This window comes from Magnetococcus marinus MC-1 (assembly GCF_000014865.1).
GTDB classification, from domain to species: Bacteria; Pseudomonadota; Magnetococcia; order Magnetococcales; family Magnetococcaceae; genus Magnetococcus; species Magnetococcus marinus.
In genome coordinates, this window is sequence record NC_008576.1 from 1,280,706 (window position 1) to 1,297,952 (window position 17,247).

General features: G+C 56.1%; 15 protein-coding genes. 2 read left to right on the forward strand and 13 right to left on the reverse strand.

From position 1 onward, the window contains the following. Window positions 1-137: 137 nt before the first annotated feature. Window positions 138-1,169, reverse strand: a complete 1,032-nt coding sequence (locus tag MMC1_RS05350) for an Rpn family recombination-promoting nuclease/putative transposase (RefSeq protein WP_011712720.1) — start codon at window positions 1,167-1,169, stop codon at window positions 138-140. 637 nt (window positions 1,170-1,806) lie between these two features. On the opposite strand from MMC1_RS05350, the gene MMC1_RS05355 reads away from it, so the two are divergent. After that, window positions 1,807-3,987: an adenylate/guanylate cyclase domain-containing protein gene (locus MMC1_RS05355; protein ID WP_011712721.1), complete on the forward strand. Its 2,181-nt coding sequence runs from the start codon at window positions 1,807-1,809 to the stop codon at window positions 3,985-3,987. Between the two features lie 205 nt (window positions 3,988-4,192). On the opposite strand, the gene MMC1_RS05360 is transcribed toward MMC1_RS05355, so the two are convergent. The 6 genes from MMC1_RS05360 to xseA form a co-directional block, all read right to left on the reverse strand. Then, window positions 4,193-4,948 (reverse strand): TlyA family RNA methyltransferase, encoded by a 756-nt coding sequence (locus MMC1_RS05360; RefSeq protein ID WP_011712722.1) that lies wholly within the window; start codon window positions 4,946-4,948, stop codon window positions 4,193-4,195. Between the two features lie 285 nt (window positions 4,949-5,233). Then, window positions 5,234-7,102 (reverse strand): 1-deoxy-D-xylulose-5-phosphate synthase, encoded by a 1,869-nt coding sequence (dxs, locus tag MMC1_RS05365; protein ID WP_011712723.1) that lies wholly within the window; start codon window positions 7,100-7,102, stop codon window positions 5,234-5,236. A gap of 168 nt (window positions 7,103-7,270) precedes the next feature. Beyond that, entirely contained in the window at window positions 7,271-8,155 is an 885-nt protein-coding gene (locus MMC1_RS05370) for a polyprenyl synthetase family protein (RefSeq protein ID WP_011712724.1), read from the reverse strand. A gap of 4 nt (window positions 8,156-8,159) precedes the next feature. Beyond that, window positions 8,160-8,372 carry an exodeoxyribonuclease VII small subunit gene (gene xseB / locus MMC1_RS05375; protein WP_011712725.1) on the reverse strand — a complete coding sequence of 71 codons (213 nt, stop codon included), beginning with the start codon at window positions 8,370-8,372 and terminating at the stop codon, window positions 8,160-8,162. A 193-nt stretch (window positions 8,373-8,565) separates the two neighbouring features. Further along, window positions 8,566-9,414, reverse strand: a complete 849-nt coding sequence (locus MMC1_RS05380) for a M23 family metallopeptidase (RefSeq protein WP_011712726.1) — start codon at window positions 9,412-9,414, stop codon at window positions 8,566-8,568. Between the two features lie 20 nt (window positions 9,415-9,434). Further along, window positions 9,435-10,781 (reverse strand): exodeoxyribonuclease VII large subunit, encoded by a 1,347-nt coding sequence (gene xseA, locus MMC1_RS05385; protein ID WP_011712727.1) that lies wholly within the window; start codon window positions 10,779-10,781, stop codon window positions 9,435-9,437. A 199-nt stretch (window positions 10,782-10,980) separates the two neighbouring features. Between xseA and MMC1_RS05390 the strand changes: the two genes are divergently transcribed. Next, window positions 10,981-11,805 (forward strand): ferritin-like domain-containing protein, encoded by an 825-nt coding sequence (locus tag MMC1_RS05390; RefSeq protein WP_011712728.1) that lies wholly within the window; start codon window positions 10,981-10,983, stop codon window positions 11,803-11,805. 237 nt (window positions 11,806-12,042) lie between these two features. Here MMC1_RS05390 and MMC1_RS05395 read toward each other — a convergent pair whose 3' ends face one another. The 6 genes from MMC1_RS05395 to MMC1_RS05420 form a co-directional block, all read right to left on the reverse strand. Then, complete coding sequence (locus tag MMC1_RS05395) at window positions 12,043-12,426, reverse strand: hypothetical protein (RefSeq protein ID WP_011712729.1); 384 nt, start codon at window positions 12,424-12,426, stop codon at window positions 12,043-12,045. Window positions 12,427-12,619: 193 nt separating this feature from the next. Continuing rightward, window positions 12,620-13,525, reverse strand: coding sequence for an SDR family oxidoreductase (locus tag MMC1_RS05400; protein ID WP_011712730.1), 906 nt, complete (start codon window positions 13,523-13,525; stop codon window positions 12,620-12,622). A 145-nt stretch (window positions 13,526-13,670) separates the two neighbouring features. Then, entirely contained in the window at window positions 13,671-14,336 is a 666-nt protein-coding gene (locus MMC1_RS05405) for a class I SAM-dependent methyltransferase (protein WP_011712731.1), read from the reverse strand. A gap of 11 nt (window positions 14,337-14,347) precedes the next feature. Then, window positions 14,348-15,412: a radical SAM/SPASM domain-containing protein gene (locus tag MMC1_RS05410; RefSeq protein WP_011712732.1), complete on the reverse strand. Its 1,065-nt coding sequence runs from the start codon at window positions 15,410-15,412 to the stop codon at window positions 14,348-14,350. Between the two features lie 85 nt (window positions 15,413-15,497). Beyond that, on the reverse strand, window positions 15,498-16,424 hold the full coding sequence (locus MMC1_RS05415; protein WP_011712733.1) for a transketolase family protein: 927 nt from the start codon (window positions 16,422-16,424) through the stop codon (window positions 15,498-15,500). 23 nt (window positions 16,425-16,447) lie between these two features. Further along, window positions 16,448-17,239, reverse strand: a complete 792-nt coding sequence (locus tag MMC1_RS05420) for a transketolase (protein WP_041642011.1) — start codon at window positions 17,237-17,239, stop codon at window positions 16,448-16,450. Between the last annotated feature and the right edge of the window lie 8 nt (window positions 17,240-17,247).

The following is a 17,247-nucleotide window of genomic DNA, read 5'->3' on the forward strand; positions in this document are numbered from 1 at the left end:
TTAAATCCTCAGCGAGCCCCCCCTGACAAAAACCGCTTTGAAGAAGGGTTTGTTGTCAGGGGTCCATCCCTCCCCCGCACAAACGAAGAAAAAGGTGGGACTTGTTTGCGTGTCAAGATTTAGAAAAATAGGGAGTTTTATTCAAACACGTCACCCAACGTTTTTGCATCGAAAATGTTATCTCCCCAGTTCTCGATCTCTTCCACCTTTGCCGTCATGACTTTAGCAGAAATCCCTTCGGGTAATGGACCAAAACGGCGTGACAAAAGTCGGAGCAGCATGGATGCCGCCTCTTCCTGACGCCCCTTTTGAAGCCCTTCTTGAAGCCCTTCTTGACGTCCCTCTTGACGTCCCTCTTGACGTCCCTCTTGACGTCCCTCTTGAAGCCCTTTTTGCATACCTTGAGCTTGCCACTCTTTGGTCCATTCCAGCACAGTCTCGGCGAGCATCGCATCAACCTCCTGCAAATTGTTTAACTCTGGTATTGTCTGGCCCGGCACCTTTCTGGGCAACAGTACCCTGCCTAGCATCACGGTAAAAGCCCGCCTTAGGCTTAATTGTTCAGGGGCCTTTAACCATTCAATCAGACTTTTTAAAACCGCCCTTATATCCGTCGGCGATTGACTTTTTTCCAGGCGGAACAGGGCTGCAACAAGATTCTTCATTTCAGCTAGGGTAGCATCCTCATATCTCACTTCATCAATAAGCAAGTAGCGCATATGAGGCCGGAACCGCTCTAGGCCAGCCGGGACAGAAGCCACCATATCACTGACATCAATAGCCGCTGTCCAGTTTTTTTTGCCGTTATAAAGCACCATCGGTAAGACCGGTGGTAACAATGCCCCTCGTTTTACCTGACCAGATTTCACCAAATCTTGGTACAGCAGCATCACATAGGCGTTCATCCTAACCGCCATCATCCAGTCTACGGTTGATTGAAACTCAATCAATAGATAGAGGTACAGCCATTCATGACCCCAGCGCACACGCCAGATTACATCGTCCTCACGATTACGAAGATCATCTGTGATATAGCTGCCGCTCACCTTCTCAAGGCTGGCAAAATCCAGTTGTTCTACCCACTCATCTTCTACAAATCCCAACAGCAGATCACGCACCATATCCGCATGGCTGAAAAGCTGCTTATAGCTGCTGTCATGATCCCCCACGGATATCCCCTTCCATCTCTTATGCCTGAAACCCCTCTAATACTATCCGATTTACTGTGCGTCTTCACGGGATTCTTGACGTTCAAGGCTGCTCTAGCGTTATCTCAGAGCGCTTCAGGATTCTGGATTTTCAAAGAACACGCATTTTGCTGAGGCCCGATGGCTATGTGGGCAAAATCTGGGGTTTGCTACGACGCACACCTATCGACCGTAGCGGTGTCCCATTATTTTCCTGAAATCAACCCAGAGCGTCCAGCAAAATCGACTTTACCAATACTACTCTACGCTCACTTTTTGCGTGGTTCGGCTCTAAGGGCGATGCAGGCAGAGATTGAAAAAAGGCCAAGAGACTTGGGAAAAAGTTCAGATAGATCGGGCTAGGTGGGTGCCTGCGATTCTTACCGTCAGCACAACATCTATCACTGTTGGCGTGCGAATTCTATAAGTTTATGACTTTTTGTCCTGTTTAAGTTGTTGCATGATTGCTGTAAGATGTTGAATTGTAATATTATGTTTTATGGTGCTTTTAGGTAAAATTCAATTGCGTCAACGGCTTATCATGAATATACTAATGCAGCGTATTGGGGGTCTCCTTAGCCCGCTCCGGGCCATTTTTTAACGGTTAGGTGGTTTTAGTATGGCTTATTCTCACCGTAAAACACCTTTTCATATCAATATCTTATCGGTTCTATCCCTGCTGCTGCTGGGGGCGACCTGCTCCATTATTTGGTTCAATTATGATCGCAGCCACTTTGTGACCATCGAGTCAGCCTGGAGCTTGATGGAAGAGAAAAGCGAGAAAATTTTTGAGCGTATTCAAGGGGTTTATACCCCAATTATCGCCCTTACCGATGCCGCAGCAGCCAACCCCGCACTCAAAAGTGACCTGCACCTATTAGAAGCACACCCCTCGCAAGCCTATCTCATTGCCACCCTGCGGGCCAGCCGAGATATCTATGCCGTGCTGGTGGGCTTTGATAATGGCGATTTTCATGAAGCAGCCAATCTGGAGCCCTATCCCCACTTGCGGGAAAAGTTGGGGGCTCCCGCCAAGACGGTTTTTGGGATTAAACACATCGTGGCCGATGCCCAAGGTAAGCGCATGTCCTTGTGGTATTTTTTAGATGAGCAGGAACAACTCTTAGGGCAGAGTGAACCTCAACCCGACAGTTATGATCCCCGTCAGCGTCCTTGGTATAAAAAGGCGCAGGAGTCCACGAAAACTGTAAAATCTGACCTCTACATCTACTCTTTTTTGCAACAACCTGGGGTCACTTTTTCTCAGCGCTTTAACGGGGACGGGCGGGATGGGGTGGTGGGGATGGATGTAACCCTCTCCTCGATCTCACGCTTTTTGCGTCAGCAGAGCATTACCCAGGCCGGGGAGGTGTTTACGTTTAATGCCGAAGGCGCTTTGACCGCCTACCCCGATGCCAATAAGGCCATGGTCTCTAAGTTGGACCCAGTGAGCGGCCAAACCAAACTACAGCCCGCCCAGCTTAGTGACCTTAATAACCCCTTGATTGAGGCGGTGCATCGGCAATTTAAAAGCCGCTTTACGGGTCATGGGCCAATGAACAGCCACACCTTCATGGTGACGGTGGGTGGAGTACAGCATCTGGGCACACTCTCACCAGTGGCCAGTCGCTTTGGTAATGGCGAGTATCTGGCTCTTACTGCACCTTTGAAGCACTTTGTGGAACCCATTGAAGAGGTCTTACACCAAAGTTTGCTCATCTCTTTAGCCATTGTATTGGCCATGTTGCCCCTGAGCTACTGGATTGCCCTGCGCATTGCCCGTTCCATCAAAGCCCTCACCGAAGAGGCCAAACGCATTGGCCGCTTCGAACTGGATGGGCCGGTGCATGTGGTCTCCAATATTGATGAAATTCATACGCTGGCCACAGCCATTGGTGCCATGAAGGCGACCCTGAACACCTTTGGTCGCTATGCCCCCAAGGCGCTGGTCCGGCAGTTGATGGCCAACCATGCCGAGGTTGCATTGGGCGGAAAACGCCAACCCCTAACCTTGATGTTTACCGATGTCAAAGAGTTCACCAATATGGCCGAGGGTATGCCACCCGAGGCGTTAATGCGCAAGGTGTCGGCCTATTTTGAAGTGCTGGGGGGCGCGGTGCTGGCCCAAGAGGGCACCATCGACAAGTTTATCGGGGATGCCTTGATGGCCTTTTGGAATGCTCCCAATGAGGTGGCCGACCATACCTTTAAAGGGTGTTTGGCGGCGCTGGAGAGCAAACACCGCATGCAGGAGCTCAACCAGACGTGGCAAACCCAAGGTCAGGCCATTATGGTGACCCGCTTTGGCCTGCATGCCGATGATATGGTGGTGGGTAATGTGGGTTCATCGGACCGTATGGACTACACGGTAATGGGGGCTGCGGTTAACTTGACCGCCCGTTTGGAGGGGCTGAATAAATATTATGGTACGACCATTTTGGTGAGCGAGTCCGTTAAAATCGCCTGTCAAGAGCGTATCTTGGTGCGCTCCGTGGATCGGGTTATGGCGAAAGGGACCTCTATTCCCGTTAAGGTCTATGAGCTGCTGGGTTTGGTGGGGGAAGGCCCCGACTATTTACAGGTCAGTGCGGCGCAAATCGAGCGTTGCCAACGTTGGGAGATTGCCAAAGCGCGCTATTTGGAGCAGGACTGGAAAGGTGCCATCGAGCAGTTTAGTGCGCTGGCCGCAGAAGATAGCACGGATGAGTTGGCTCAGATTTATATTAAGCGCTGTGGGCAATATACCCAGGAACCCCCACCTGTTGCGTGGGATGGCGTGTGTCATTTTAGCACGAAATAGCCCACGCCGTTTGCAACCGCAGCCGTCACGGTGAGGTTATGGGAGGAGAGCCCTTCTGGATGGGCCAATGGGGGTGATGCTTCCGGGAGCCCTCGGGTACGGGGCTCTAGGCACACCATAGCATGGTGTGCCCTGTAGGTGGCTCTTTTCGTTCTACTGAATAGGGGTCGTTTGCGGGTCGTTGGTGGTGGGGCTTGCGGGTCGCTCAGGCGGGTTTGCTAAAGTGCAGCAGATACTCCTGGTTGCCCTTGGGGCCTTTGATGGGTGAGGGGGTGTGTCCCACCACTCGGCAGCCCTGCGCGGTAAGCCAGTGAGCAATACGCGCCACACACTGCTGCTGCACAGCAAGATCCAGCACCACCCCACCGGTTGCCACGGCGGCACGGGGTGCCTCAAACTGGGGTTTAACCAGCACCACCCCCAGCCCCCCAGGCTTTAAGAGGCTCAGCGGGGCAGGCAGTGCTTTGCTCAGCGAGATAAAACTGACATCGGAAACCAAAATATCAATGGGCTCGGGGATCAATTGCGGGCTTAGTTCTCGTGCGTTGGTGCGCTCCAGATTAATCACTCGCGCATCCTGCACCAAGCGCCAAGCAAGCTGCCCATGGCCTACATCCACCGCATAGATCTTGGCGGCCCCCCGTTGCAGCAGCAGATCGGTAAAACCTCCGGTTGAGGCCCCTATGTCCAGCCCCACCATGCCTTGGGGATCAATCTGAAAAAGATCCAGCCCCGCCACCAATTTATCCCCCCCGCGCGAGGCCCATTGACGGCTTTTTGTGCTGTTTTTTAGGCGGATAGCGGCGCTCTCTGGGACGGCCTCCCCAGGTTTAAACATGGGGCGATCCTCGACCAATACTTGCCCGGTCATAATCAGGCCCAGAGCCTGGGCTGGGCTGTTGGCTAAGCCAAGCTGTATAAGCAGATGATCCAGGCGTTGTTTGGGGGCTTTGCGTGACATTGGGCAGGGCTATCGCGTTGTTTCAAATAACAGGTGTGTCATACGGCCAAGAAACAGATGCAGCAGCGCTTTGCTCCAGGCCCTCATCCGTGGCTGTGCGTTTAGGATGGGTCTTTCATTGGCCATGTAACCATTCTTTGAAATCACGATCATATCCAAGGCAAAGATTGGTTTTGCAGGGCAGAGGTGAAAGTGCTTTGTGCCCATTGGGCCGGAGGTCTGCCGGTGGTGCCAATGGCCCCCCCCTGCATAAAAGCCCCGCAGGGAATAAAAATGCCCAGGGGGTCAGCCCAGCAACTCTTTGAGCGTGGTGGCGATACCCACGGCATCTAAGCCGATTTCGCCACGCAGCTCCTTTTGGGTGCCGTGGGGAATGTAGCGGTCGGGAATGCCCATGCAGCGGATTTTTAAACCGCGATCCAGCGCACCCTGGTTACTCAGGGACTCCAACACGGCGCTGCCAAAACCACCCTGTACAGCATTCTCTTCCACCACCAGCACCACCCCGTGCATGGCCACCTCTTGCAGCAGCCGTTGATCCAGGGGTTTAACGAAGCGGGCATCGTAGACGGAAACCGAAATACCTTGCTGCTCTAGGATGGCGGCAGCCTCCAAAGCAGGGTGTACCGGTTGCCCCACCGCAAGAATGGCGGCATGCTCCCCCTTGCGTAGGGTGCGGCCCCGGCCAATTTCGAGTACGTGGGGCGGTTCTGGGGGGAGCCCTAGGGCGGTGCCACGGGGATAACGCAGGGCGACAGGTTTGTTAAGGGCCACTGCCGTGTGCAGCATATGGCGTAGCTCATTTTCATCCGCTGGGGCCATAATGGTCATGCCCGGCACAGTGCGCAGATAGGAGAGGTCGTAGGCCCCCGCATGGGTGGCCCCATCGGCCCCCACCAGACCGGCGCGGTCCAGGGCAAAGATCACCGGTAGATCTTGTAGAGCCACATCATGGATCAGTTGGTCATAAGCCCGCTGCATAAAGGTGGAGTAAATGGCCACCACCGGCAAAATGCCCTCGGTCGCCAGACCCGCAGCAAAGGTTACGGCGTGCTGTTCGGCGATGCCGACATCGTGAAAACGCTCCGGGAACCGTTTTTCAAACAGGTTAAGACCCGTGCCTTCACGCATGGCGGCGGTTATGGCGTGAATGTGGGGGTTCTGCTCCGCCAAGGCGCAGAGTTCTTGAGCAAACACTTTGGTATAGGAGGTGCCCCCGCTGCTGGACTGAATAATCCCGGTATCTTTATCAAAAGGGGCCACCCCGTGGTAGGTGCAGGGATGCTCTTCGGCGGGGGGAAAGCCCTTCCCCTTTTTGGTGATTACATGCAACAAAATGGGGCCACCCAATTTTTGCACATTGCGCAGGGTAGGCAGCAGGGCATCAAAATCGTGACCATTGATGGGGCCAAAATAGGTAAAGCCCAACTCCTCAAAGAGGGTGCCGGGCATGACCAAGCCTTTGACATGCTCCTCGGCCTTTTTAGCGGCGTCCCACATGGAGCGGGAGATGGTCTTTAAAACCTTGCCGGTGCCATCACGAAAAGCATTATAGGCCCCGCCGCTGAGCATGCGGTTAAGGTAGGAAGAGAGCGCCCCTACATTGGGGGAGATGGACATCTCATTGTCATTGAGCACCACCACCAGATCCAGATCATGGTTATCATGACCGGCATGGTTAAGCGCCTCAAAGGCCATGCCCGCGCCCATGGCACCATCGCCAATAACCGCTACCGCCTTACGCTGAATGCCATTGGCCTTGGCCGCGCGGGCCATGCCCATGGCCGCAGAGATGGAGGTGGATGAGTGACCGGTGCCAAAGGGGTCATAGGGGCTCTCGGAACGTTTGGTAAAGCCGCTCAAGCCGTGGCGTTGGCGAATGCTAGCCAATTGATCGCGGCGTCCGGTCAATACCTTATGGCCATAGGATTGGTGCCCTACATCCCAGACCAGGCGATCATCGGGGGTATTAAAGACGTAGTGCAGGGCAATGGTTAGCTCTACCACCCCGAGGCTGGCCCCCAGATGGCCCCCTGATTGTGAGACACACTCAATGATATGGTCGCGCATCTCTTGGGCCACTTGCGGCAGCTTAGCTTCGTTCAGCTGGCGCAACGCCTTGGGGGAGTCGATGGTAGAAAGCAGCGTGGTCATGGGCAGAATCTTTTAAGGCCGGTTAGGGCCGGGTAGAGTGATGACAAAATGCCCCCAGTCTTCGCACACGCACCGCCCGTGGTAGGCGGATGCTTGGAAATAGGCCAAGGGCTCGCAGCGGTTGAACCGTGCCGCCCTGCTTGGCCAAACCTGTTGACAGATCCCTTATTAATGGGTGCGGGCGATGACATACTGCGCCAGTGCGCGCAGAGGATCGGCTTGCGGGCCGAACTCGGTTAGGCAGCGGGTCGCCTCTTGCATAAGATTTTCAGCCGCCTCGCGGGCCTGGGCCAGCCCCATGAGTTTGGGGTAGGTGGCTTTATCCAAAGCGCGATCCACGCCGGTGGCTTTACCCAGGGTTTTGGTGTCTCCAACCTCATCGAGAATATCATCGGTGATTTGAAACGCCAGCCCCAACGCCTCGCCATAGCGTTTAAGGTGTTTAACTTGATCGGGGGTTCCCCCACCCAAGCGGGCACCGGCCAGACAGGCAACCCGGATGAGGGCGCCAGTTTTATGGATATGGATGTTTTGCAACTGCACCAGTTCCAAGGGGCGTTTCTCCCCCTGGATGTCCAGCATTTGCCCCCCCACCATACCATAGGTTCCCGCTGCCATCGCCAGTTCGCCAATCAGCTCTAGGCGTGCCTCGGGCAATACCCCTGTGACCGGCTTGGCGGCCAGCTCAAAGGCATGGGTAAGCAGGGCATCGCCAGCCAAAATGGCGGTGGCTTCACCATATTGCCGGTGACAGGTGGGGTGACCTCGGCGTAGATCGTCATTATCCATGGCCGGTAGGTCATCATGAATAAGGGAGTAGGTATGCACACACTCCATGGCGCAGGCAAAGTTCATTGCGCGCTCTAGGGCTCCCCCAACGGCTTCGCAGCAGGCTAGGGTTAGGATGGGTCGCAGCCGCTTACCGCCGATGAGCAGGCTATAGCGCATAGCCCCGGTCAAGGCTCTGGGCTCTCGGTCGGCGGCGGGTAGTAGCCGGTCAAGGGCGCTCTCGACCAAGTATTTACGATCCGCAAGGTAGGGTTTTAACTCCATGCGTTCAAGCCTCCTCATCACCGCTGGGGGTGGCGATTTTTTCGATGCGTTTTTCGGCGCTATCCAGGCGTTTTTGGCACAAGCGGGCCAATTTCATGCCCTCTTCATAGGCAGCCAGTGCCTCTTCTAGGGGCAGTTCGCCGCGCTCCAGTTCACCGACCAGCGCTTCCAACCGCTCAAGTGAGGCTTCAAAGCCCTGTTTTTTATCACTACTCATGACGATCCATCGGTTAAGGTGTTGTGACGCTTCGCCCAACCTGTAAAATAGCCCAAAATAGGCCACCCCCCCAAAAAAAGCAATGGTGGATAAGCTTTTGTAAGGTTACTTAGGGGCGTCCAAGCTGGGGCTGGCTGAGGGAGCGCGGGCCAGCTGGGCGCGTTGTCTCGGCGGTGAGGTAAGGGGCCGTGGTTTAGTTGGGGGTCGAACGAATCCCCGGTAGCAGCAGGGGGTCTACCCGTTGACCGCGCACCATGGTGCCCCAGTGTACATGGGGGCCTGTGACGCGCCCGGTCATGCCGATGGTCCCGATCTGCTGGCCACGGGCGACCATATCCCCCTCTTTAACCTGGATGCTGTCCATGTGGGCATAGAGACTGGTCATGCCATCACCATGGTGCAGTACCACGGTATTGCCGGTAAAAAAATAGTTATGACCGGTCAAAACCACCTCGGCTGGGGCAATTGCCCGCAGTGGTGTGCCTGTGGGGGCGGCAATATCCACCCCATTATGGGGGCGTCGAGGCTGTCCATTGAGAATGCGGCGGCTACCAAATACGCCGGAAAAACGCCCCTTGGTGGGCATGCTAAACCCCCCTAAGTAACCGGGAATCGCCCCTCGGCGGGTATAGGTCGCCTTGATGGCGTTGGTCTCTTGGCTGGCGCGGGCCAGATCTTTAGGATCCAGATCCACCTTTTTTTGGGGTAGCCCATCAATGCGTTCGGTCTTATAGCTGCGTGGGCCTACCTGAATGGTCTGTTGTAGCCGCTGTTGTGGCCCATAGGGTGGGGTAATCGTCACCTCTAGGGGCAGCGTGCCGGGCTGTTGCGCCATATCCAGGGCGACCAGCGCCATGCCATTGGGGCGGATGGGAAAGGGCTCCTGCCCCAAACGCCCCTTAAAGGTGCTGTTAGGGGGGAAATCCCGCACCGTGAGCAGTACCGCCGAGCCGGGGATGAGGGTGTCTGAAAGCTCCAAGCTGGCAGCCCACAGTGGGCTGGGCAGTAGCAGCATCAAGAGGATGAATAGGCGTCCATGCATGGCGCTTTTCCCACGTTGTGTTAAGGCTTGCGTTGGGTCACCCGTGCGGCCAGGGTGCCCTTGGCAAGGGTGATGGTTAGGGTGCTCTCCAGGGGGGCCGCTTGGGCATCCCGCAGCACGCTGCCTTGGTTATCCCGCACAATGGCATAGCCCCGCTCTAAAACCTGTAGGGGGGATAGCGCGATGAGCTGTAGCTGGGCACTATGCAGACGGCTTTGCCACTGGCGCAGTTGGTATAACATGGCTGTATGGGCGCGGTGTTGCTGCTGTTTTAGCTGTTGCCGTTGACGGGGTAAGCTCGGCCCGGTGGCCCAATGGTGCAGGGTGTTTGTGGCGCGCCGCAAACGCTGTTGTTGCTGGGGTAGAAGGCGTTCAAGCACCCCTTGCAGGCGCATTTGCAGTTCGTCACAGCGTAGACGGGCTTGGTCCAGTCGGCGGCTGGGGTGCAGAAGCCGTTGAGAGGCCTGTTGCACCCGGCGTTGCTGGTTATGTAGCTGCTGGTGCATGGCCCGTTGCAGCCGCAGGGCAAGGGCGGTGGTCTCCTGAGCGAGGGCCAGACGTTCTGGCATAATCAGCTCAGCGGCCTGGGAGGGGGTGGCGGCTCGCAGGTCAGCAGCCAGATCTGCCAGGGTGGTATCCACCTCATGCCCCACTGCGCTCACCACGGGGATGGCGCTGGCGGCGATGGCACGCACCACCTGTTCGCTGTTAAAGCAGGCCAGATCTTCGGCTGAGCCGCCGCCCCGGCCACAGATAATCACTTGGGCGCGGCCATCGGCGTTTAGGGCCCGCAGAGCCTGTACAATGGCCTGGGGGGCCTCGCTCCCCTGCACCTGACAGGGGGCCAGCAGCAGATGGAAATCGGGATTGCGACTCTCCAATACGCGGATGATATCTTGCAATGCGGCGCCACTCTCGGAGGTGGCAACGCCGATCACGTGGGGCAGATAGGGTAAGGGGCGTTTGCGTTGGGGGTCAAACAGCCCCTCCTGTTCCAGTTGGCGGTGCAGTTGCAGCAGCTTTTCCCGCTCGCTGCCTGCCCCTTTGGGGGTGAGCGCATCGACAATAATTTGGTACTCCCCGCGTGGGGCAAAGACGCTGATGCGTCCGGTAATCAGTACCTCTTCGCCCTCGCGGGGGTGATGGCTTAACCGTGCTTTACTGGCCCGCCATACCACCGCACGGATCTGCGCCTGCTCATCCACCAAATTGAAATAGAGATGGCCCGAGGCCGGTGCGCTGATGCGGGAGACCTCGCCCTGTACCCGCACAAAGGCAAAGCCCTCCTCCAGCAGATCGCGGATGGCGCTGTTTAGCTCAAAGACGCTGAGCACTTTTTTCCAGCTCGGGGTATCGTTGCTGTACATGGGTCCATGGGGGTTGCAGGGTTGATACCCCCTCTATGATGGACTGCCCGTTAAGGGGAATCAACCGTTGGTAAAATGGGTAAGCGCTGGTAAGGGGGTTTCACTTAGGCGGCGGCTTCGATAGAGTGGCTTGTTTATGGGGTGGTCAGTAGGGGTTTGGTCGCGCGACGGTGCTTGTGTGTGGTGGAGGGAGAGGTCGATGGATAATCTCTATGCAACGGCGCGGGAGGCCGCTTTAGCGGCCTACTATGCCCCAAACCCAGAGGATAAGATGGCGTTTACCCGGTATGCGGCGGCGCTGTGGTTGGCGTTACCTGCCGACACCGATTATGGACCCATGGCTCATGGGGGGGTAACGGAACCTGGGCGGCCTGTGGCACCCTGTTTGGTGCCGCCCAATAAGGTGCCGAAACGCAACCCTAACACAGAGCAGGGGCGGGCGATCCATATTCATGCTTTGACCCATATTGAATTTGTGGCCACCAATCTGGCTTGGGATGCGGTGTTGCGGTTTGGTGGTCTGCCCCATGGTTATTATCAGGATTGGGTGCAGGTGGCCTTGGAGGAGGCCGACCATTATGCGCGATTGCAGGCGCGATTGGGGCAATTTGGCTATGGTTATGGTGATTTTGCGGCCCACAATGGGCTGTGGGAGATGGCGCAACGTACAGCGGAAGATCCGTTGCAGCGCATGATGTTGGTGCCCCGCTATTTGGAGGCTCGCGCGCTGGAGGCGGTCCCCATCATGCGGCGTAAATTTTTAGAGGCTGGGGATCCGCAAACGGCGCAACTGCTTGCCGAGATTGGTGAAGAGGAGGTGGGCCATGTGGCGGCGGGCAGCCGCTGGTTTGCCCAGCTTTGTAGCCAGCGTGGGTTGGACCGACAGCGTGCCTTTTTGGATTTGTTGGAGGGAAAAGGGCGGTTTAAACCGGGCTCAAAGGGTGCCATTGACCGCACTTTGCGCAGTCGCGCCGGTTTTACCCCCTGGGAGTTGGATCAACTGGAGGGGGCACCCAGCACCTAACCCAGCGAGCCCCGCTGACGGGGGGTGCCCGGAACAGCGTCATTTGTTCAAGTTAGGCTGACTTTATTGAATGGTCATGTTATCCGTGACAAGGCCCAAAAACCCTTTTCCTGGCACCGGGAGAAGGGTCGTTCATATGGTAAAATCTCTTATCAATTTAAGGGTTAGATGGCTGTTCCCCTGTGTGCGCAAACAGGGGGTAATCCGTTCTATCTTGCATGCGGCCAAATGGCCTGGTTAATTGTTGTTCAGCCCAGACTGACACTGGGGGGTTTGAACCAACTGTTCCACGTAACCCGGCACCGCCGCGCGGCGGGCTTTTAGCTGCTGAATCTGCTCAATAAGCTGTTGGCACCACTGGGGGCCGTGCTCCTTCTGGAAGTTGCGTGCCCGCAGACGCGCTACCTCTTGCCGATAGAGGTTCTGACAGGCCGCCGAATGGATTTGGTCTTGAGAGAGTGCCGGACCCAAACCCTCTGAGTGGCTGTCGATGGACGGCTGTAAACAGTAATCCCGCAGGGCTGCCCCTCTAGGCTCCCCAGCTTGTGCCGTGGCCAAAACCAGCCCTCCTGCCCACAAGCTGCCCAACAATAGTATGGAGGATAAAAAAATTTTCATCATACACCACCTTGTGGAGCAGAAAGGCTCCCGCAATCAAGCAAAAATGCAACCCGTACCAATCTATGCACGCATACAATCATTTGTCGTTAATTAAAATATAACAAATAGGATGAATAAAAGCTAGTAATCTTAGCGAAAACCTGTTTTTTCCTGTTTGTCAGGCATTGTCATTAAAAGAGTGATTCTGTCACAATTAACAGGAACGCTCCGCCACGATGGCTTGGATCAACTGTTGGCAACCCTGTTGTGGGGTGCGGGGGTGTAGGGGGATGGTCGCCAGCAATTTGTCAATACGGGTGGAAATATCAATGGGCCAGGTTTCCGCGAGGCCAAGTTCATTGATAAGACAAGCTTTTACCTGCCAACTGGGCAGGGGGCCTAGCTGCTGTTCATAGCACTCTTGCAGATCCAGCAGCAGCTGGTAGCGGTCTACCGGGGTAGGGCCACAAAGGTGGTAAAGGCCCCGGTGCTGGCCCGCCATCAATTGCTGCATGCCCACCACCGCATCTTCCACATGGATGGGGTTAAAACGCTGGTCGGTGGCGCACATAATGGGCTGCTGCTGCTGCCAAGCCCGCACCCATGCTGACAACAAGGTTTTGTCCTGGGGGTTGCTGCTGTAGGTTTTTGAGAGCCGCACGGTGGTGTGTAAATGGGGAAGGTGCGCTTGGAGAAAAACCTCAACCTCGCGCTTCTGTTTGCCATAAGTCACAAGGGGGGTGGGGATGTGCTGCTCGTCATAGAGCCCCTGTTGCCCCCCAAACACCGCATCGCTGGAGGTAAACAGCAGGGGGATTTGATGCTTTTTGCACCAAAGGGCAATGGCCTTAGAGGCCTCGACATTAATGGCGTAGCTGCCTTGAGGGTCGTTGGCACAGGTGATCAAGCTGCTCACCGCCATTAACAGATAGATCTGTTCCACATGGCCGTAGAGATCCAAAAACTGGTCAGGATCAATGAGGGTCGGGTCAAAATGGATGCCGCCGTCAAAGGGAGTGTGGGCGTAGGTACCCAAACACTGCTCCGGGCCTAGCTGCCGCAGCAAATGTTGGCCGATAAAGCCCGATGCACCGATGATGAGAAAACGTGCCATAGCCATAAGTTCGCTTGCCAATAGGGATAAAGGTGCCTCCCTTTGCCTGCCTGCCAGGGAGGATGTTTATCTTATCGGTTTAATCCCTTGGAAAGATAAGAGCTATTGCGCAACTCTAACGGAACAATGCCTGCTTAGCCGTTGTTGCCGCTTATTCAAAAAAGATAAAATCCCAATCCCCTTGGTAGCCGCACTGTTGGTAGAGCCACGCCCACGCCTCGGGGGTAAAAAAGGATTCGCAAGTGAGTTGCCAATAGAGCAGGTTCACCTTCTCCCGATCATTGCGGTAGGACTCCACACAGATAAACTTGGCGGCCCCTTTGCCCACCCGCTCAATCTCACGTATGGCTTGATCCAACTCCGGTAAGGGTAGATTGTGCAAGGTGGTATTGGAAAACACCAGATCAAAGCTGTTGTCGGCAAAGGGCAACGCCTTAGCATGGCCCAGCATGATGGCCTGTTGCACCTCGGCTTTGGCGTGCTGCTTGGCGTAGCTGGAAATATCCAACCCCACCACCTCAATGCCCGGTACCGCCTGGGTCAACTCATAGAGTAAAAAACCCTTGCCGCAGCCCACATCCAACACCCGATCCCCCGCCTTTAAACCATAGTGGCTCGCCAACCGCTGCGCCAGTTTTAACCAGCGTCCATCGTAGTGGTAGCCCCCATAGCCAAATTGACGGGGGCCGTCCCAATACTCATACCCCCATTGACGGGCCACGCGGGTGCATTCGGCTTTATCATGCTCCATCACCCGTTGCAGATAGTTGCGCTGGGTGCGGTTGTGGTACTCCGAAAGAAAATCCAAACGGGCCATGAGGGGGCTCCTTACACAAACAGGGCGTGGTCAGGGTCTAGCTTGAGATACTCCAAAATAGCCAGATTTTTGCTGTGACTCACACAGTGGTGATTGCAGTTGGCCGAGGGGTCAAAGGCAAACATGCGCTGGCGGTTCTCCTCTGAAAACCAAAAATCCTTAAAGCGCCGCTCCTCAATCGAGCCCAGCAGGCCCAGGTCGGTATAGGCTTTGTCCTGACAGGTGTAAACCCGCTGATCGGCGCCAATCACGGTGAGAAACTGTAAAAAGGGACAGCTTGTATAAGGTTTGTGAAACCGCTCTTCTAGCTCATGATAGTGGTCGATCACCGCAAAACGCGCATCGGCAAGCTGCTGCGCCTGGGTAATCTGCGCGGTAACTTGGGGGTGTAAAGGACGGTGGTAGGCATTGTTATCGGCCCCGCTGTTAGAAATAACGGCGCCAGAGAGCTTAACATGGTTAACCCCAGCCTGTTTAAACAGCTTAACCGCCTCATAAAGATGGGCCGCATTATCTTTGGTGACAATAAAGCTAACGCCCAAGACACAGCGGCTATTGCGGGCCGCAAACCCGCGCATATTGTCCAACACTTGGTCAAAGGCGTCATCCTTAACCCCCCGCGCCTTTACATAACTGGGGCCGTCCCACGCATCAATGGAGATACGCACCCAAGTGCCATATTCCGCAAAGGCCTCCGCCACACGCCCCTTGAGGTTGGCCCCATTGGTGAGGGTCGCTACCCGTATGCCCCCCTTGGCCAGCTTCTCGACAATATCTGGCAAGGGTTTGTAAACCAGCGGTTCGCCGCCCCCGGAAAAAGTGACGGCACGCACCCCCATCTCCAGGCAATCTTCAGCGATCTCGTGCATTTTGGCTTCAGGAATGGCGTCTCGTTCCACCATGTTCTGCCCAAGTTGCAGGTGGCTTACCTTATAGGCGCAGTACCAGCAATCCTGATTGCACAGGTTGGTCGGCTTGATGCGTATATGCACCGGGGCTTCGACCCGCCGCTCTTGCAAAGCTTGTAGATGAGAGTGAAAGCGCAAAAATTTCAGGTGGCTGTAGAGTTGGGCCATGGTCTTTTGCCTTTATGCTCAGGTCGGTCGCCTGGGGTAAACAGGGCTCTGTGGGTGTGCGCGGGGGCTCGCCCCCTCGGGGCACTTAAACAAAGGCTTCTTTAATGGTGCGCTGAATATCCAACACATCCACCCCCGCTTGGGCAATCTGTTGATTTTGGCTGCCATAGCCGCTGCAAAAGGCATCGGCAAAGGCCAGAATACGTAGGCGTGGGCCGCCATCCAGCAGATCACGGGTCGCCAGCAGTTGGGCTACCGCACTGCCCAAACCGCCGATCTGGCTGTGCTCTTCCACCGTGACCACCAGCCGTTTACCTTGGGCTTCGCGCACAATGGCTGCTTCATCCAGCGGTTTTAGGGTGTGCATGTTGAGCACGCTGCACTCAATGCCCTCCTGGGCCAGCGCGTGGGCCGCCGTAAGCGCCCGCTGCACCATGATACCATAACTGATAATAAGCACATCCCGCCCATAGAGCAGGGGAATCGCCTTGCCTATGGTACAGGGCAGCTCCTCGCGGGAGACCACCGCATCCCCCCCTTTGGCCAAGCGAATATAGATGGGGCCGGGCCATGCCAAGGTCTGCCCCATGAGCCGCTGCATCTCGTCGGCATCACAAGGGGCCAGCACCGTCATGTTGGGCAGCGCCCGCATGAGGGCGACATCCTCCAAGGTGGTGTGGGTGGGGCCTAGCGGTGCATAGACCATGCCGCCGCCATTGCCAATCAGCCGCACCGGCAGCTTGTGCAGGGCCACATCTATGGCAATCTGTTCCAATGCACGGCGGGTTAAAAAGGTGGCAATGGTGTTGACGTAGGGCAGATAACCCTCCAGCGCCAAACCTGCGGCAACACCAATCAGATTCTGTTCGGCAATGCCCTCCATAAAAAACTGCCGGGGGCAGGCTTGGCGCATGGTCTCCAGCGTGCCTGCGCCTAAGTCCGAACCCATGAACAGCACCCGCGCATCCTGTTGCGCCAGGGCAAAAACTTCATCTAAACAGCGGCGTCGCATGGTTATGGTTTCCTGTTCGCAGGTTAGGCCAGCGCTTGGTAGAGGCTTTCCATTTCAGCGGGTTTGAGGGAGGATTTATGGTGCCAACTGGGGTTATCCTCGGCCTCGGGAATACCCTTGCCCTTTACCGTATGGGCAATCACCAGATTGGGCTGGTCCGGCGTGAGCTGGGTAAAGCAGTGTCGCAGTGCGCCCACATCGTGCCCATCCACCTCCTGCACGCCAAAACCGAAGGCGCGCCACTTATCCGCCAGCGGCTCCAACCCCTGCACCGCAGAGATGGGGCCGTAGGATTGCAACTTGTTATAGTCGATCACCGCCACCAGATTGTTGAGCTGGTGTTTGGCGGCAAACAGGGCGGCCTCCCATACCGAGCCCTCATTGATCTCACCATCCCCCATTAAGGCAAAGACCCGCCAGCTTGCCCCCTTTAACTTGGCGGCTAGGGCCATGCCCGCCGCCAGGGAGAGACCATGCCCCAAGGCCCCCGTGGAGGCTTCCACCCCAGGCAGAACATGCCGTTCTGGATGTCCCCCCAAGCGACTCTCCAGCTGGCAAAAGCGATCCAGCTCTGCAACGGGAAAAAACCCTTTGTCGGCCAGCAGGGCATAGAGGGCCAAACAGCCATGCCCCTTGGAGAGGATGCAACGGTCCCGATCTTGCCACAGGGGATTGTGGGGGTCGATATTGAGCACATCGTCGTAAAGCACCCGCAGCAGCTCCATCAGCGACATGGCAGAACCAGGGTGGCCACGACCTCCCTTGTCCAAGGCACGCAGTACCAGCCGCCGTAGATGACGGGCGCGGTCATCCAGCACAGGGG

Excerpts from the sequence above, each read along its gene's own strand:
- MMC1_RS05405 (WP_011712731.1), bottom strand. The coding sequence starts at position 14,336 with ATGGCCCGTTTGGATTTTCTTTCGGAGTACCACAACCGCACCCAGCGC.
- xseB (WP_011712725.1), bottom strand. The coding sequence starts at position 8,372 with ATGAGTAGTGATAAAAAACAGGGCTTTGAAGCCTCACTTGAGCGGTTG.
- MMC1_RS05360 (WP_011712722.1), bottom strand. The coding sequence starts at position 4,948 with ATGTCACGCAAAGCCCCCAAACAACGCCTGGATCATCTGCTTATACAG.
- MMC1_RS05370 (WP_011712724.1), bottom strand. The coding sequence starts at position 8,155 with ATGGAGTTAAAACCCTACCTTGCGGATCGTAAATACTTGGTCGAGAGC.
- MMC1_RS05390 (WP_011712728.1), top strand. The coding sequence starts at position 10,981 with ATGGATAATCTCTATGCAACGGCGCGGGAGGCCGCTTTAGCGGCCTAC.
- MMC1_RS05410 (WP_011712732.1), bottom strand. The coding sequence starts at position 15,412 with ATGGCCCAACTCTACAGCCACCTGAAATTTTTGCGCTTTCACTCTCAT.
- MMC1_RS05400 (WP_011712730.1), bottom strand. The coding sequence starts at position 13,525 with ATGGCTATGGCACGTTTTCTCATCATCGGTGCATCGGGCTTTATCGGC.
- MMC1_RS05380 (WP_011712726.1), bottom strand. The coding sequence starts at position 9,414 with ATGCATGGACGCCTATTCATCCTCTTGATGCTGCTACTGCCCAGCCCA.
- MMC1_RS05415 (WP_011712733.1), bottom strand. The coding sequence starts at position 16,424 with ATGCGACGCCGCTGTTTAGATGAAGTTTTTGCCCTGGCGCAACAGGAT.
- xseA (WP_011712727.1), bottom strand. The coding sequence starts at position 10,781 with ATGTACAGCAACGATACCCCGAGCTGGAAAAAAGTGCTCAGCGTCTTT.
- dxs (WP_011712723.1), bottom strand. The coding sequence starts at position 7,102 with ATGACCACGCTGCTTTCTACCATCGACTCCCCCAAGGCGTTGCGCCAG.
- MMC1_RS05395 (WP_011712729.1), bottom strand. The coding sequence starts at position 12,426 with ATGATGAAAATTTTTTTATCCTCCATACTATTGTTGGGCAGCTTGTGG.
- MMC1_RS05355 (WP_011712721.1), top strand. The coding sequence starts at position 1,807 with ATGGCTTATTCTCACCGTAAAACACCTTTTCATATCAATATCTTATCG.